This is a genomic window from Roseburia sp. 499 (genome assembly GCF_001940225.2).
Classification (GTDB): domain Bacteria; phylum Bacillota; class Clostridia; order Lachnospirales; family Lachnospiraceae; genus Petralouisia.
In genome coordinates this window covers 2376672-2393635 of sequence record NZ_CP135164.1, presented here as the reverse complement: position 1 = coordinate 2393635, position 16964 = coordinate 2376672, and the positions used below count along the sequence as shown (strand labels likewise).

The window sequence follows — 16964 nt, the reverse complement described above, 5'->3', positions numbered from 1 at the left end:
ATGAGCATAAGAAAAGTGGTCGCAGGACTACTGATTACAGCAGGGATTGCCATTATGGCAGTCCCTTTTTTCTGGCGGGCAACAGGAGAAAAACAGACAGAACAGCTCATAAGTGAATTTGAGCAGACATTGGAGGATGATTACGATGAAGAAACAGATGTGGAGGAAGAGCAAACCTCCATTAGTAAAGAGGATGAAGCCATTCTTAAAGAAGGCGGTGTTATCGGCATCATTGAGATACCGGGCTTAGATATCAGGTATCCGGTAATGGAAGGAACCACAAGTAAAGTGCTTAATGCAGGGATTGGTCATATAGAAGAGACTGCAGGAATCGGAGAAAGTGGCAACTGTGTATTGTGCGGTCATAATGGCAGCAGATATGGCACATTTTTTACACCACTAAGTCAGATATCCATAGGTGATGAAGTAATGATAACCGACAAAAATGGGCTGAAGCATATCTATGAGGTAACAGAGACAGAGGTAGTAAATCCGTATGATAACAGCATCAAGACACAGGGTACAGAAAAAGAATTAACTCTTTTTACCTGTTCCCAGAAAGGAACCATGCGTTTTGTGGTCAGGTGCATTTATAAGGAGGCGGTGATGGATGAATAGGAGATACCGATTAGGTGAGATAGAAGAGGCAGTAGCAGAAATGGAAGAGCTAATTGACATCGAGGATGATATTGCAGAGATTGATGATGACTTTCAGATAGTCGTAAGCGGCTGGTCTGTGTGTGTCGAAAGCCTAAATCTGACACTCAGACAGGGAATAGCCTGTGTATGTGATGCGGAGGAAGGATTATTCATGCCTGATTTTGATGTGACTATCGTGTATGAGGGGAACATTGAAACACAGGAGTGGCTCTACTACGAGCAGGACGGAATGGTAGTTACACTTGGCAACTGGTTAAATGGCAGATTGTCTTGTGAACAGATAGAACAGCTTTGGTGTGAGCTTATCATACCGGAGCAAAACAAAGAACAAAAAGAAAGCGAGGAATAGCATATGAAGTATTCAATTAAAGTAAACGAAGTAAGGGCAAAAGAGGGCAGCAATATCAAAGGATTTGCAACAGTGGTATTCGGTGATTCATTTAAGATCACCAATATTGCAATCCTTGAGAATAAGGATAAGGGAGAGCTTTTCGTATCAATGCCAAGATACCGCTCCAATGAGCGTGATGAAAGCAATGGTGTGATCTATAAGGATGTGTGCAATCCTATCACAGCAGAGTTTCGTGAGGAACTCTATACCAATATTCTTGATGCCTATGCAAGAATCAAAGAACCGGAGAAAGAGGAGACACAGAAGCAGGAGCGTACACAGGAAATGCCGGAGTTTTCCGTAACTGTGACACCTTATGAGAGGGAAGGCAGTAACATCAAGGGACTTGCCCGCATTTATTTTGAAAACAGTTTCATCGTAAATAATATCAATATCGTGCAGGGAAAAGAGAAAATCTTTGTATCAATGCCTTCTTATAAGACAAAGCAGGTGGACGAGCAGGGCAAGCCAATCTATCAGGATGTCTGCTATCCGGTCACAAAGGATTTCAGGGAAAAACTCTATAATGAGATTATCTCGGAATATGAGAAAGCAAAGGATAAGAACAACGAAAAGGCGAGGGAGAGTGCCGAGAAACATCATGGCAATCCCGATAAAGAGAAGGACAAAGAGGCAACGCCCTTTCGATAATCAGTAATCATGTTACTGGGGCGGCCAAGGCTGCCCCACTTATAGAATGGAGGAAACAGAATGGATATGGAAGCAGGAAAAACACTTACCAATGAGGAGGTCATAAGAGAACTTCTCGAATTATTAAAGAAAAATGCCATGAAAGAGCAGGCAAACGATGTATTTGAGATATGCAGCTATGTGGACGGACTGGAGAAAAAGATTGATTCCATGACGGAAGAACTCACAAACATGCAGAACCAGATCAAAGAAATGCAGGAGGATACACTTGTCAATAATGCTAAAAAGGCATTGTCGGAAGCACGCGAGCGACTTAATACCAGATGTGAGCAGATAAAGTCGCAGGTATCAGAAGTGAAAGCACAGGTCAAATCTACAGCAAAGAGCATAGTTGATGAAGCAAAGGCAAAGGGAAGAGCTGCATTATACAGGGTATCTGAGTTCTTAGGAATTAAGAAAAGACTTCTTAATATCCGAGAAAATGTAAGAGGTGCAATCAAGACTACGGATAAGGATATAGCAAAGACAGCACTTCTTGCAAAAGGATTTCGTGAAGCAGGGCAGACAGTAGCCAATGCATTCCGCACTTTTGCTGACAAGCCGGAGGTAGATTATTCACAGAAAGAGCAGAAACATTCAATTACAAAGGCGGTGCTTGCACCTATGAAAGCAGTGAAAAAGATACTTGTATCAATGGAACTTCATCTGGACGCTTCGATTGATAAGCTGGATAATCTGGCTATGAATGTCCAGCTTGATAAGGAAAAGCATATGGAGAAGGAGCAGAAACAGACAGAGCCGGAGAGGGCAGAAGCAGAGAGAGTGGAAGCAGAGATTGTATATTCACCGATGGTCGCTGAACCACAGGAGTATCAGTATAATGCAGATGCATTTGAGGCTAGAGGTGTGGATGTGGTGAAGCAGGAAGCGGCACATAAGGAAGTATCGAAGGTAAGGGAAGATAAAGCCAGATAGTTTTGAGGACGTGGGAGAAATTCTGCGTCCTTTTTTTGTCGCCTGAAATGCGACACATAAGAAATGGTTCTTGTTATAATTATGATAGCACATGACATAAGAATCGTTTGAATTCATAGTTGTCCTTTTTATTGGACACATGGTGTGCGTATAATGTAAGTATAAAGAACTTTAAAACATGTAAAAATTGTTTGAAAGGAGCTGATTGATATGAGAAAAGAAGGATATAGTCGCCCAGGATTATTTGGCACAATGAATCATTATGATGCAAATGGCAATAAAATTGGAGAGAGCAGACCGGGATTCTTTGGTAGTATGAACAACTATGATGCTAATGGACATAAAGTTGGACATAGCAGTCCCGGATTGTTTGGTACAATGAATTATTACGATAATAGTGGTCACAAAGTAGGATACAGCCGCCCTGGATTATTTGGAAGTGTCAACACATATGATAAAAATGGACATAAGACAAGCCATAGTGACAGAGGTTTGTTTGGTGGATTCAATCATTACGATAATTAGGAGGACAGGGATATGTTAGGAACAGATGGAAGATTATATGATTCGGATTTTGACTTTGATGGAGATGGAAAACTTAATGCTTATGAGTATTCTGTAATGGATGATGTAGTTTTCGGTCATGAAGATACGGATACAAGTGAGGTAGATGAACTAGAAGATGAGTTATCCTTGGCAGGACTAGATGCAACAGAGCTTGAATATATGGATGCAGATGAAAGAAGAGAGGCATTGGAGGATGCCGGCTTAGATCCGGATGATTATGATTTTGACTAAAGGAGTGCAAGATGAAACAACAAACTGAAAAGAAATTACAGGCTAATTTGAAAGCAATCAATAATGATTTCAATACAGTTATTTTTGCGGATATTGAAGCGAAATTTAAGCTGATGGAGTTGGATGCAATTAGGATATTAATTGATGATTGTGAAAGATTGATAAATGAAGATGCAGGTAAATGAAAGCAGGTGCCTTATATGAAAAAGAATTCGTTTGGACAAGGATTGGCAGTATTTTTGGTGGTAATAGGTATTTTTTACATTATTGGTGCTATTAGTGAAGCTAGTGAGCCTAAGTGCATTAAGTCAGGCTGTGACAATAAGCAGGCAACAAATAGCAGTTATTGTTATCTGCATAAGCCTTATAGTGGAAGTAGTTCTTCACATAGCAATTCATCATATTCCAATAAATCATCAAGTAGCAGTTCTTCAAGTAGTAATAACAATAAATCGACAGCTGGAAGCAATGCATCATCGTACAATAGCAGTACAAAGAAAAGCTCTACTGGGACAAGTAGCTCAAAGAAAAGCAATATATATGACTCATATGATGATGGCTATGATGATATATACATGGATGGCGATTATGATTATGATCGGTATGACAGGGATAGTGATTATGCCGATGGTGTGGATGACGCAATGGATGAATTTGACGAGGATTGGTAAATATGGCAGGTAAACATGAGCTGGAAAAATTTGAATATCTGTTTGTAGATATCGAATGGAATCAGACACCGGGAACAAATGGGATAGAAGACAGGGAGCCAATTCAGATTGGTGTGGTAGCGACTGATGAAAGTATGAATTTGAAAAAATCATTTTCCAGAGCGATGCGACTGAGTTCAGAAGAAAAATATAATCCAGATACATTAGTACTATCACATTCTACATTAAAATCTGTCATGCAGGCAAATAGTGAAGAAATAGTATTGCAGAAAATTAAGATGTCATTTCCAAAATATAAGTATGTAGTAGTTTGGACAAAGGATACTTATGAATTGTTTAAAAGAGGTATGGACACTTATGGATATTCAATGCCGAGACATAGAGTTATTGTATTTCAAGAAGTTCTCATGCATATTGCAAGTGATGGAGTAAATCAAATTGGTTTTGAGCGTGCATTGAAACAGGCGGGCATTGAATTTCAGAAAAACTTTCTTCACTATTCAAAGCATGATGCAAATTATATGTATCAATTATTTGGCAAATGCTATAAGGAATACACGAGGTGGACTAATCAGGAGATATGTTATCTGAGTCCAAGAACTCATATAATACATACTGGCAGCTGCCGATATTCTAATAAAAATCATTTGCTTGCTACAAACCAAGCAGCCAAACATGTGATTTTTCAGGGAAACAGAGTATGTAAAATATGTGGCTGTGAGGATGAATGGAACAGATTGCAATGGGGTGTAAGCTCTGGTGTAAAGCAGAATAACCGTGCAGAATATCTTAGAGAATTGCCGCTTACAGATGAAAATATGAGTATGATTTGCAACAAATTCCGATTAGATTATAATATTGCCTCAGATATGGTGTTTATCCGCACACCATTCAGCGGGTGGATTGTACATATTCAGAATGACAGGGTTACAAAACTCCGTCATGAAAACTACAGACAAAGAAGGGATGAGGCTTTAAAAATACATAAAAAGTGCTTTGAAGGTTATCACAAACAGAAACTGCCTTCCAGTAGGTTCTATGATGTGGTAAGCTATATTAAGTATCATGACGAGGGAATGTTGAAGAGACTTGGTGATAAAAGGAGCCGTATTGATATAATATTAGACAGGATAAGAGAGCAAGATGCAGAAAATATGGCATAGATAAAGGAGTCTGAAATGAGAGACCAAAAATTATATGAATTAGTTGGAAAATACATAGATAAATATTACATAGATAAGCCGGATGATATTAAACTAGATAAAGAAATGAAGTCTATATTTGATAGAATCTCGGAATTTAGAAAGAAAAAAGCAACAAAAAAATGTGATGCCGAAGAAGATGCAGAAATTGAGATAGATGAAAGTGCCGTAGAATCGTTTGATGTTGAAAGTATGCAGAAAACGAAAGCAACTGACTCTATGTCTTCGACATTGGCAACAAACCGTAATATAGAAAGCCTTATGGGGCAGATGGATGAGACATTTTCCCAAAGACTATTGCGTTTAATTGATGAGAGAGGGATGACGGATTCTGAAGCATATAATAAAGCTTATGTGGATCGGAGACATTTCTCAAAAATCAGAAAAGATGTGAATTATACGCCAAATAAGAAGACTGTGCTTGCGTTTGCAATAGCATTAGAACTATCTATTGACGAAGCGAAGGATCTTCTAAATTCAGCAGGTTTTGCGTTTTCAAGAAGTTCAAAAACGGATATTATCGTGGCTTATTTCTTACAGAATAAGATATACGATATGTTTGAAATTAATGAGATATTAGATGCTTATGGACAGCCAATTTTTGAGTAGGTGAAGTATATGCAGAAAAAGAAGAAGCGGATGTACGACGGAGGAAAAAGCGTACTTCATGTAAAAAATAGTGCAGGCGGTTTTTACAAAGTTAAGAAAACAGGAAGACTTGGAAAGAACTGCGTGCATTTTTCGGGGAGAGGAATATGTACCAAATATGATAAATGGTGCAGTTCTGCAAACTGTCCTAGTTATGAAAAAAGAAAATAGAGGCTTGGAGATATGAAATTGTCGCCTATCATGCGACCAGCTCTGTTAGTTTCGTAGATATAATGTGATTACAATAAACCGAAGGAGGTAAATCATATGAATGCGGAATTAACAGAGCTGGTTTTTATTTTGGACAGAAGTGGTTCAATGGGTGGACTGGAGAGCGACACAATCGGTGGATTTAACGGGATGATAGAGAGACAGAAAAAAGAAGGAGAAAAAGTTAATGTGACTACAATTCTCTTTGATGATGAAGTGGAAATCATTCATGATCGTTTCCCGATTGATGCAGTTCAGCCGTTGACGGATAAAGAGTATTATGTCCGGGGATGTACAGCATTGCTTGATGCAGTAGGACAGGCAATTAACAAAATTGACAATGTGCAGAAACATTTGCCGGAGGAACACCGTGCCGGAAAAGTATTGTTTGTAATCACTACAGATGGATTAGAAAATTCCAGTACAGAGTTTAATTACAATGACATTAAGCTAATGATTGAAGCAAAGAAAGAATGTGGCTGGGAGTTCTTATTTCTTGGAGCAAATATTGATGCAGGCAAAGAAGCTGAAAAAATTGGTATTGAAAGAAACAGGTCAGTAACATATGAGAATGATCATGATGGAGTTGCACTCAATTACGAAGCTGTTGGCAGAGCAGTGAGAGGCGTTACAAAAAGCAGAACATGTAGTATAGAACTTGATGATGCCTGGGCAGACGATATTGCAGAATATCATGAGAAGGCAGGAAAAAGGTAGGTAATATTTATGGTAGATGCAAGAGAAATGAAAAAGATACTTCGTAATAACGGATATGAATATCAAAGATGCAAAGGCTCACATTTTATGTATTCAAACGGTATTTATACGGTTGCAGTTAATAAAGATCTAAATGCAATGGTGGCAAAAAGAATTATTAAGCAGTACCACCTGCAGGTGGCAGGTGTGTAAGAAGGGAGAACAATTTTATGGCAATGATTGTATGTCCACATTGTGGAGAACAGGTATCAGAAAAAGCAAAGAAGTGTGTGCATTGCGGTGCAATATTGATACCAGAAGAGAAGAAGCATTGTACAGAATGCGGTGCTGAACTTGAAGAGGGGATGACAGAGTGTCCGAATTGTGGTTGCCCGGTTGATGATACACTAGGGCAGGAGACAGATGAAAAGCCACAAAAGGTAGAGGTAACAGGGGTAAAGGTGACTAAGAAGATAAAGGTTATTATTGGGATTGTGGTTGCATTATTGGTGGTCGGAGGAGCAACAGTATTTGGGGTGACACAATATCAGAAGAAAAAGGCAGCAGAGGAATATGCACAACGGGTGGAAGAGTATTCTGATAATCTGAAATTAGCTACTGTCACAATGCTGACAGGTGCAAGTGATGCAGAGTCAAGTGCAAATCTGATTAAGCAGGTGTGGTATAACGCTATCTACGAGAAAAGGGATGATAATACAGATAAGTATACGCGTCCCAAAGGATATTTCGTATCTGATTTTAACGATGCGTTAGGTAATCTGTATGCAGATACGAGTTTCAGCAGCAAGATAAGCAGTATTGAAGAGAATCAGGATACAGTCAATGCATTGATGAAGAAATTGAAAAATCCACCAGATGAATACAAGGATGCATACGATGCCGTATCAGATCTATATGATGCATATATATCACTTACCAACTGTGCAACAGATCCTTCGGGCAGTTTGCAGACATATTCAAGTACTTTCAATGATGCTGATACAAATACGTTAAATGCATATAAGGCAATGGAACTGTATCTGGACGATTAAAGAATGGGCAGGGCGCAGGATAGGCACTCTGCCTTTTAACTATACGTTTTGGCATTATGCAATGCCTAGCTTAATGCAAAAATATTGACAGAAATACTCAAAAGCAAGGTTATGAATTTCTTTCTCACAAAAACTAATGACTTTTAAATGAAAATAATTAAAGCTCGCAAGAAAATGCGATTATATTGATTGCAAGAATAAGCGTTTTGTACTATAATTTAAAAAGCGAGTTTTTACTCAATTGTGACAAATATAACATGTCTATAGAAGAAGCCACGAGGTGTGAGAATGAGAGTAAGTTACAATAAATTATGGAAGTTATTGGTAGACAAAAAGATGAGTAAAGCCGATTTGAGAAAGGCTGTAGATATTGCTCCGAATACCCTTACAAAGATGCGTAAGGATGGAGAAGTGTCTATGAGTGTATTACTCAAGATTGCTACATATCTGGATTGCGATATTAGCGATATCTGTGAGTTTGTGAAAGATGAAGAATAAACCTTGTTGGAGAGTGCAAAATGGCAGAGTTAGTATATAGTGCAGGACTTACATCAAAATTGTTTTGGCTACAGGAGTCCAGAAAGACCGCTGGATACATATTGGATGGATATAGTAAGGCGGATATTCGAAAGATAGCCTGGGAAGAGAATATCTATCAAGTAAAAGCAGAATATCGTGCATATGAGGTATTGAATGGTACTTATCGTAGAGTATCTGCTTTACCGGAAGCAGTGCTTCGGGCTTTTACCACTTGTGATGTGGAGACAGCAAAGATTTTAAACTTAATTGCAATCCTTATGGATAGCCGACTATTTTTTGAATTTCTTCATGAAGTGTATGATGAAAAGCTCAGACTGGGAGAAAAGGAAATCACAGACAGGGATTTGAATGTATTCTTTTCGGATAAAGCGTTGCAGAGTGATGTGGTGGCTGGATGGACGGATACAGCAATACGGAAACTGAAACAGTGCTTTACTAGAATGATGTTTGAGGCGGGATTACTTGAAAGTAGTGCAAAACCAAGAACAATCAAGCCAATTCACATTGACTATCGTACAGAGGAATTGCTGACTGCAAATGGACTGGGAGAATACTTGAAAGCTGTGAAAGGAGTCTGAGCATGGCAAAGTTAAGTTTGGATGATAGACTGAATCAGATAGAAGACAAAATATCAGAGAAGTCGTTTAGAGAGAATAAAGGACTTGGAAATGAAGTCGGATATTATATATTCGATTATGATCCAAGAGAGGAGCTGTATGTGAGAAATCATATAGCATACCTTAAGGATAGAATAAACAACGGAAACAAAGATTTCAGAATAGTTGAGTTTGACCTGTTTCATCTTATGATTGAGATATTGCAGGAGGAAGGTTATCTGGAAGCATTCTTTGATTTGGAAAAAGAGAATGGATTTTTTGAGATGGCAGACAGCCTTGTAGAGACATTGGGACTGGATGAAACAAATGAACTGAATCTCATCATATCAAGAATATTGCAGGAAGATTTGACGGACAGTGTGGTATTTCTTACCGGAGTAGGCAAGTGCCATCCGATAATCGCAAGCCACAACATCTTAAATAACCTGCATCAGGTGCTTGACAGTGTGCCGGTAGTGCTTTTCTATCCGGGAGAGTATAGCGGACAGGATTTGAAATTATTTGGAACGATGGATTCACACAACTATTACAGGGCATTCCGTCTGGTGTAGAGGAGGAAATACAATGCAGATTAAAAATATGTTTGAAAAGCAGATTGATCGTGACATCAAGGGTGTTATTAAAGTAGGTCAGTCGGATGAAGAAAATGTATATCAGGAATTAGATGAATATGTAGTGACAAAGGAACTTCTGAAGCATTTCAGAGATTTCTTCAACAATTATGAAAAGGGTGTAGATGGATATACAGATAAGATGGGTGTCTGGATTTCCGGATTCTTTGGAAGTGGTAAATCTCACTTCCTAAAAATACTGTCTTATTTATTAAAAAACAGCACAGTAGAAGGTAAAAGAGCCATTGAGTATTTTACAGATGGTAAGAAGATAGAAGATCCGATGCTTATTGCAGAGATGACAAAGGCTGGAACAATTGAGTCAGACGTCATGCTTTTTAATATTGATTCAAAGGGTTCTGCAAAGGTAGGCTCCGGTAAGGAGGCTATCGTTGAAGTATTTATGAAAGTGTTCAATGAGATGCAGGGTTATTGTGGTTCAATACCTTATCTTGCAGAATTTGAACGCCAGTTGGATAACGAGGGCAGATTTGAAGAGTTCAAAGAGAAGTTCGAGGCGAATGCAGGAGCACCTTGGGATAAAAAGAGACAGGCATTTGCAGTTATTCAGGATAAAGTAGTAAAGACATTAGTCGAGATGGATTTCATGAGTGAGGAAGCAGCCCGCAACTGGTGCAAGAATGCAAAGGGCAGCTATGACCTCAGTATCGAGAAGTTCGTATCACTTGTGCAGGAATATTGTGCAAAGAAAGGACCGAATCATCATGTTATCTTCTTGGTGGATGAAATCGGTCAATATATTGCAGATGACACACAGCTTATGCTCAACCTCCAGACAATTGTAGAAGACCTTGGAACAGCCTGCAAAGGTAAGGCATGGGTTATCGTAACAAGTCAGGAGGATATTGATTCTATTACAAAGACAAAGGGAAATGACTTCTCTAAGATTCAAGGACGTTTTGATACGAGACTTTCTCTTTCAGCATCCAATGTTGACGAAGTAATCCGTAAGCGTGTGCTTGCAAAGAATGATACAGCAACACAGACACTCAGACTGCTCTATGAGCAGAAAGAATCAATTATCAAGAATCTTATTACATTTACAGCGGATACAGCAGACAAGAAGCTGTATGCAGATAAGGCAGATTTTGCAGACTGCTATCCGTTTATACCATATCAGTTCAATCTTTTAGGACAGGTACTTACTGCGGTCAGAACACATGGCGCAAGTGGAAAGCATTTGTCGGATCAGTCACGTTCTATGCTTGCACTGTTTCAGGAGTCGGCAATCAGAGTAATGGATAAAGAGGATGGGGTATTGATTCCGTTTAGCTTCTTCTATGATCCGTTGCATAAGTTTATTGACCACCAGCACAGTCAGGTAATCTCAGATGCAGAGAATAATAGTAAGCTTGATGAGTTCGATGTAGAGCTTTTGAAAGTTCTCTTTATGATTAAATATGTCAAGGAAATTAAGGCAAATGTAGATAATCTTACTACACTTATGATTTCAAATATTGATGATGACAGAATTGAAGTCCGTTCTAAGATAGAGGAGTCATTAAAGAAACTGATTAAAGAGACACTTGTACAGAAGAATGGTGAAATATACATTTTCCTGACAAATGAGGAGCAGGAAATCAATAATGCTATCAATAATGAGTCAGTAGAGATGGGAGAAATCATCGGAGAAGCGTCTACAGTTATCTTCGAGGAAATCTATACGGAGAAGAAATACCGTTATAGCAGTCGTTACTTATTCCCATTCAACCAGAAGGTGGATGACCGATTCTTCAAGGGCAATCAGTCTAACGATATCGGAGTGACAGTTATTACACCTTATGGCGGAGATTATGCAGACTCTGCACTTCGTCTGCTTTCTGCACAGGAAAGCAGTGTGATTGTGAAGTTGCCAAATGACAGTACATTTCTTGATGAGATTACAGAATCCATCAAGATATATAAATTCCTTAACAAAAATGCGTCCGGAGCCAGAGGCAGCTTTGACAGCATCCGTAGGGCAAAAGAGGATGAGCGTATTGAGAAGAAGGACAGAATCCGAATCTTTATTGAGGATGCATTAAAGAATGCCGACATCTATGTAAATGGCGATAAGGCTACCATTTCAGCTAAGGAGCCGGCAACAAGAATCAATGAAGCACTCGGTAAGCTCGTAGCAATGAAATACAATAAGCTCACCTATATGGAGACAGCACCTGAGCTTTCAGATATTAGTGCCATTTTTAAACATAACGATGGTCAGATGAGTTTCCTTGGCACAAGTGATACCACACCGAATAAGCTTGCTTTAGAGGAAGTGGTACAGGTAATCGGATTAAATAATGCCAGACATATGAAGACATCCCTTAAGTCATTACAGGATAAGTTTGGTGCAGCACCTTATGGATTTGATCCAAAGGATGTGCAGTGGCTTGTTGCAATGTTGTTCAAGCTGGGAAGAGTGTCCCTTACTCTTAACAGTCAGAGCCTGTCATTACTTTCAACGAATCAGGATGAACTGGTCAGATATATTACAAAGCGTGAATATGTAGAGAAACTCTTGATAGACATCAGAGAAAGAGCAACGGACGGACAGATTCGTTCTGCAAAAGAAATTATGAAGGATTACTTTGGATTTACTGTATCCAGTGATGATGATGACAAAATCATGAGCAACTTCAAGAACAGAGCGAAGGATAAAGTTGAAGTATACGATGACATCCTTGTAGAATACAGAATCAATCCGAAATATCCTTGTAAGCGACTGATGGAAGAGGCAAGAAAGAGACTTGCAGAAATCCTTGATATCAATGAGCCTACAGAGTTCTTCAAGACAGTAGATATGAAGAGAGATGACCTACTTGATGATGCAGAAGATACTGCACCTGTATTTGATTTCTTTAAGGGAGACCAGAGAAAAATTTTTGAAGAGGCAGTGAAGAATCTTGCATATTTTGGCAACAGTAAGACTTATGTAAGTGACCAGGAGCTGTTAAAAGTAGTCGAAGAGATAGAGACTATCGTGAAGGACAGCAAGCCTTTCGGTAAGATTCAGAGATTACCGGAATTAAATAAGAAATTTGAAGAACTTCATATGGGACTGCTTGAAAAGGAAGCAGCTATCATGGATCCATTAGTACATGACGACTTCCTTAAAGTGAAAGAAGTATTGGATACTAAGCCATTTGCGGAAGTACTCCGTCCTCGTATCAATCAGAGATTTGATGAAATCTGGGAGAAACTCAGAACATCTAGTGATATCGCTGCAATTAAGAATATCAAGCTGGAAAGTGACACTTTAAAAATCAAGTGTCTGGATGAGATAGATGAATATGAGAGGGCACATCAGCCTGCACCGGAACCACCTGTTGCACCGATAGTACCTGGTAAAGAACCGATTGAACCTACTCCGGTACCGACTAAAGTAAAGACAAAGAGACGTAAGAATGTCTCTATCAGCAATGTGGCAGGGGCTAGAACATATTCGATTGAGACCGAGCAGGATATTGATAAGTTCCTTTCCGAGATGAAGCAGAAATTGATGAATGAACTGGAAGAAGACACAATAATTACATTGAGCTGATAAGCTTGATTGGAGGATATAGCACATGAACAAAAATGCAATTAAGAAATTTGCAATAGATGCAAGAAATAAGCTGATAGCATCCGTTACGGATAAAGCTGGTATGCTTGGAATTACACCGGATAATTGCAGTGAAGCAATTACAAAAGGTGCAGATTTTGAGGTATACAAGACAGCGGCAGGAACAGAGGTAACACTTAACAAAAAACAGTGTGAGCAGAGAAGAAAACTGGTAGACCAGATTCATGCAAGAGGCTTTGAAGCGGTAGTGGAAGAAGTGGCATATACATGGTTTAACAGAATCTGTGCTATCCGTTTTATGGAAGTAAACGACTATATGTATCCTGTAAGAGTTCGTGTGCTTTCTTCTGAAAAAGAGGGAAAGAATGAGCCAGATGTGGTAACTATGGCTCCAGAAATTGACTGGGATTTCACAGATAAAGAGAGAGAAGAAATCATTGATGCAAAGATGAACAACAGGCTTGATGATTTATTCAGAATGCTTTTTATCAAACAGTGTAACCTGCTTCATGAAGTGTTGCCGGGACTTTTTGAAGAGACAGAAGACTATACAGAAATGCTTCTTAACATCTCATTTACGAATGAAGATGATGTAATTCGTATGCTTGTAGATGAAAAGAGAGGAATTCCAGAAGAAGATTTTAATGTAAATACAATTGGAGAAGATGGACAGCCTACCGGACAGGTGGAGATTATAGGATGGCTATATCAGTATTACAATACAGAATTAAAAGATGATACTTTTGCTAAATTGAAAAAGAATGTAAAAATCACAAAAGAGAGAATACCTGCAGCAACACAGCTTTTTACTCCTGACTGGATTGTTCGTTACATGGTTGAAAACTCTGTAGGTAGAATCTGGATTGAACATTTGCGAGCAGTTGATCCAAGTACAGATGAAAAGACAACAGCGGAGAAATTTGGCTGGAAATATTATCTTCCAGAAGCAAAGCAAGAAGACGAAGTGAATATAAAATTGGCAGAAATCAGAACTACATACAAAGATCTAAAGCCAACAGAAATTAGCTGCATTGATCCTTGTATGGGTAGTGGACATATCTTGATTGCGATGTTTGATGTGCTAATGGATATCTATGAAAGTGCCGGATATGATAAGAGAGATGCTGCTTTAAAGATTGTAAAATATAATATTCATGGAATAGATATAGATAAGAGAGCATATCAGTTGGCATATTTTGCGATAATGATGAAAGGAAGAGGGGTAAATAGGAGATTTCTGACATTGCTTAAGGAGGAAAAGTTTGAACTAAATGTTTTTCCAATAAGTGAAAGTAATGAGTTTAAGAAGGAACAATTGCAGTTTTTTGGAGTCACCATGTTAGCAGAAAAGAGAGACAAGGCATTATCTCAAATAAGAAAATTACTAATGGCTTTTGTTGATGCTAAAGAGTATGGTTCGATAATCAGAATAGAAAATTTAGATTACACGTTACTATATGATTTTATAAATGATATGCAAGAAATACAACAAGTGTCGTTTGAAACATTACATCTTACTAAAACACAAGAACAATTGTTTGAATTTTACAAAGTTTCATTGCTTCTTAATAGAAAATATGATGTTGCTGTGACAAATCCGCCGTATATGGGAAATGGTGGGATGAATGATAAATTAAGCGAAATGTTGAAAATGAATTATCCTAGCTCAAAAAATGATATGAGCACAGTATTTATGGAATCCTACTTGCATTCAATTAAGCCAGAAGGCTATTTAGCTATGATTAATATACCAGTTTGGATGTTCATAAAAAGTTATGCACAACTTAGAAAATTAATTTTGGAAAATTATACTATTATTAATATGCTACATCTTGGAAGAGGCGTTTTTGGGGCAGATTTTGGAACAACAAGTTTTGTAATAAAAGGGCAGTTAGTGGAAAAATATGAGGGATTCTATAAAAGGTTATTTTCTTCTAGTAGTGCCGTTGAAGATGTAGAAAGAAAATTGCAATTATTAGCAGATAATAAAACCACATTTTTACAAAAGCAAAATATATTTAAGTATGTTCCAGAAATGAATTTGGCATATTGGGCAAATGAAGAAATGATATCGGCATTTGGCGGATTAAAAATATCAGATATAGCATATGTGAAGGAAGGACTTAAAACAGGTGATAACGAAAGATTTATACGGTATTGGACGGAAGTAGATATAAATAAAACAAACATAAAAGATGAAAGTGGAGCTAAATGGATTAAGCATACAAAAGGTGGTGAATTCAGAAAGTGGTATGGCAATAATTTTGAGGTGCTAAATTATGAGCAAGATGGTAGAGAATTAAAAGCATTTAAGAAAGCTTCATTGACGGGCAAAGATAAATACTTTCAGGAAGGTGTTACATGGTCACGTATTACCATTGCAAAAACATCATTTAGGTATATGCCTCAAGGATACATTCCTAATATGGCAGGGCTAGCTTTATATAGTGATAGATATAAAGTTTTGTTAGGTTATTTGAACAGTATAGTGTGTAGGAATTATTTGGAAATCTTAAATCCCACTATTAATTTTCCACCAGGAACTATAGCAGCTTTGCCTATTGATGTAATAGATAGAATTAATGAAACAGAAGTAGAGCAACTTGTAGATGAATGTATACGATTGTCAAAAGAAGATTGGGATTCATTTGAAAATTCATGGGATTATCGTGGAGACCCTTTAGTACCATGTAAAAATGAATTGGGTTGTAATATTCTTATTTCTGATATGTATGGAAAATGGGAAAAGGAATGCAATGATAGGTTCAATAAAGTAAAGGAAAATGAAGAAAGAATAAACGATATATTCATTAATGCTTTTAATTTGAGCAATTCCGTTTCAGCAAGTGTTGATGAAAAAGAAGTAACAATTCATTTGGCTGAAAAAAGGAAATGCATACAGAATTTGTTGTCATTTGCAGTTGGATGTATGTTGGGTAGATATACAGTTGAAAAGGAAGGCATTTATTTTGCTGGAGGAGAATGGATTGAAAATAAATCATCTCGTTTTTCGGCTGCTGAATATGGAATTATACCAATAACAGATGAAGAATGTTTTGCTGATGATATTGTGAGTAGATTATGTGAATGGCTTATATCTGTATACGGATATAATGTATTAGATGATAATCTCTATTATATATCTGAAGTCTTGGAAACGAAAGGAAATACAGCAAGGGAAAAAATTCGTTATTATTTTATAAACGAGTTTTACACTTATCATTGTAACACAAATTCTGTATCTACTTCGGGGAAAAGACCAATATATTGGTTGTTTAGTTCTGGAAAGAATAATGCATTTAAATGTTTAATTTATATACACAGATATGATGCTGATACAGTCGGTAGAGTTAGAACAGATTATCTCCATAAGGCGCAGAAGTACGTAGAAACTGCAATGCAGAGTGCACAGTATACGATTGACAATGCGACATCGTCATCAGAGAAATCGAAAGCCACAAAGGCGGTAACAAAGTACACTAAACAGCTTGCAGAGATGAGGATATATGATGAAGCCATTGCCCATGTAGCCAATCAGAGAATTGAGATTGACCTGGATGATGGTGTAAAGGTAAATTATGCGAAGTTCCAAGGCGTGGAAGTTGCACAGGAAGGTAAGAAAGCATTGAAAGTGGATTTGCTGGCAAAGATATAATGTGTTGTTAAAATTAAGCAAA

The 16964-nt window shown here is 37.9% G+C and carries 19 protein-coding genes; all 19 read left to right on the top strand.

All coding sequences use genetic code 11. From position 1 onward, the window contains the following. The 19 genes from BIV20_RS11830 (at position 1) to pglX (ending at position 16942) form a co-directional block, all read left to right on the top strand. Positions 1-618 carry a class D sortase gene (locus BIV20_RS11830; RefSeq protein ID WP_075720921.1) on the top strand — a complete coding sequence of 206 codons (618 nt, stop codon included), beginning with the start codon at positions 1-3 and terminating at the stop codon, positions 616-618. Then, complete coding sequence (locus BIV20_RS11825; RefSeq protein WP_075720920.1) at positions 611-1009, top strand: hypothetical protein; 399 nt, start codon at positions 611-613, stop codon at positions 1007-1009. Before BIV20_RS11830 ends, BIV20_RS11825 begins: the two co-directional genes overlap by 8 nt. Positions 1010-1012: 3 nt before the next feature. Beyond that, positions 1013-1702: a SpoVG family protein gene (locus tag BIV20_RS11820; RefSeq protein WP_075720919.1), complete on the top strand. Its 690-nt coding sequence runs from the start codon at positions 1013-1015 to the stop codon at positions 1700-1702. A gap of 60 nt (positions 1703-1762) precedes the next feature. Further along, positions 1763-2677, top strand: a complete 915-nt coding sequence (locus BIV20_RS11815; RefSeq protein WP_083655200.1) for a DUF6674 family protein — start codon at positions 1763-1765, stop codon at positions 2675-2677. A gap of 210 nt (positions 2678-2887) precedes the next feature. After that, entirely contained in the window at positions 2888-3202 is a 315-nt protein-coding gene (locus BIV20_RS11810; RefSeq protein WP_242939832.1) for a hypothetical protein, read from the top strand. Positions 3203-3214: 12 nt separating this feature from the next. Then, the gene (locus BIV20_RS11805) at positions 3215-3475 is read left to right on the top strand and encodes a uroporphyrin-III methyltransferase (RefSeq protein WP_075720918.1); all 261 of its coding nucleotides are present in this window, start codon (positions 3215-3217) and stop codon (positions 3473-3475) included. A gap of 11 nt (positions 3476-3486) precedes the next feature. After that, on the top strand, positions 3487-3660 hold the full coding sequence (locus BIV20_RS11800; RefSeq protein ID WP_158024930.1) for a hypothetical protein: 174 nt from the start codon (positions 3487-3489) through the stop codon (positions 3658-3660). A 15-nt stretch (positions 3661-3675) separates the two neighbouring features. After that, complete coding sequence (locus BIV20_RS11795) at positions 3676-4146, top strand: hypothetical protein (RefSeq protein WP_242939831.1); 471 nt, start codon at positions 3676-3678, stop codon at positions 4144-4146. A gap of 2 nt (positions 4147-4148) precedes the next feature. Next, the gene (locus tag BIV20_RS11790; RefSeq protein WP_075720917.1) at positions 4149-5309 is read left to right on the top strand and encodes a hypothetical protein; all 1161 of its coding nucleotides are present in this window, start codon (positions 4149-4151) and stop codon (positions 5307-5309) included. 15 nt (positions 5310-5324) lie between these two features. After that, positions 5325-5957 (top strand): helix-turn-helix domain-containing protein, encoded by a 633-nt coding sequence (locus BIV20_RS11785; protein WP_075720916.1) that lies wholly within the window; start codon positions 5325-5327, stop codon positions 5955-5957. A gap of 9 nt (positions 5958-5966) precedes the next feature. After that, positions 5967-6167 (top strand): hypothetical protein, encoded by a 201-nt coding sequence (locus BIV20_RS11780; RefSeq protein WP_075720915.1) that lies wholly within the window; start codon positions 5967-5969, stop codon positions 6165-6167. A gap of 96 nt (positions 6168-6263) precedes the next feature. Next, positions 6264-6923 carry a vWA domain-containing protein gene (locus tag BIV20_RS11775; protein ID WP_075720914.1) on the top strand — a complete coding sequence of 220 codons (660 nt, stop codon included), beginning with the start codon at positions 6264-6266 and terminating at the stop codon, positions 6921-6923. A 9-nt stretch (positions 6924-6932) separates the two neighbouring features. After that, positions 6933-7115 (top strand): type II toxin-antitoxin system HicA family toxin, encoded by a 183-nt coding sequence (locus BIV20_RS11770; RefSeq protein ID WP_015521614.1) that lies wholly within the window; start codon positions 6933-6935, stop codon positions 7113-7115. Between the two features lie 17 nt (positions 7116-7132). After that, positions 7133-7954 carry a zinc ribbon domain-containing protein gene (locus tag BIV20_RS11765; RefSeq protein ID WP_075720913.1) on the top strand — a complete coding sequence of 274 codons (822 nt, stop codon included), beginning with the start codon at positions 7133-7135 and terminating at the stop codon, positions 7952-7954. A 288-nt stretch (positions 7955-8242) separates the two neighbouring features. Further along, positions 8243-8452: a helix-turn-helix domain-containing protein gene (locus tag BIV20_RS11760; protein ID WP_022262498.1), complete on the top strand. Its 210-nt coding sequence runs from the start codon at positions 8243-8245 to the stop codon at positions 8450-8452. A 20-nt stretch (positions 8453-8472) separates the two neighbouring features. Further along, positions 8473-9072: a DUF1819 family protein gene (locus BIV20_RS11755; protein WP_075720912.1), complete on the top strand. Its 600-nt coding sequence runs from the start codon at positions 8473-8475 to the stop codon at positions 9070-9072. 2 nt (positions 9073-9074) lie between these two features. Beyond that, positions 9075-9662: a DUF1788 domain-containing protein gene (locus BIV20_RS11750; protein WP_075720911.1), complete on the top strand. Its 588-nt coding sequence runs from the start codon at positions 9075-9077 to the stop codon at positions 9660-9662. A gap of 13 nt (positions 9663-9675) precedes the next feature. Then, on the top strand, positions 9676-13266 hold the full coding sequence (gene brxC, locus BIV20_RS11745) for a BREX system P-loop protein BrxC (RefSeq protein WP_075720910.1): 3591 nt from the start codon (positions 9676-9678) through the stop codon (positions 13264-13266). A gap of 25 nt (positions 13267-13291) precedes the next feature. Beyond that, entirely contained in the window at positions 13292-16942 is a 3651-nt protein-coding gene (gene pglX, locus BIV20_RS11740; protein WP_075720909.1) for a BREX-1 system adenine-specific DNA-methyltransferase PglX, read from the top strand. The last annotated feature ends 22 nt before the right edge of the window (positions 16943-16964 follow it).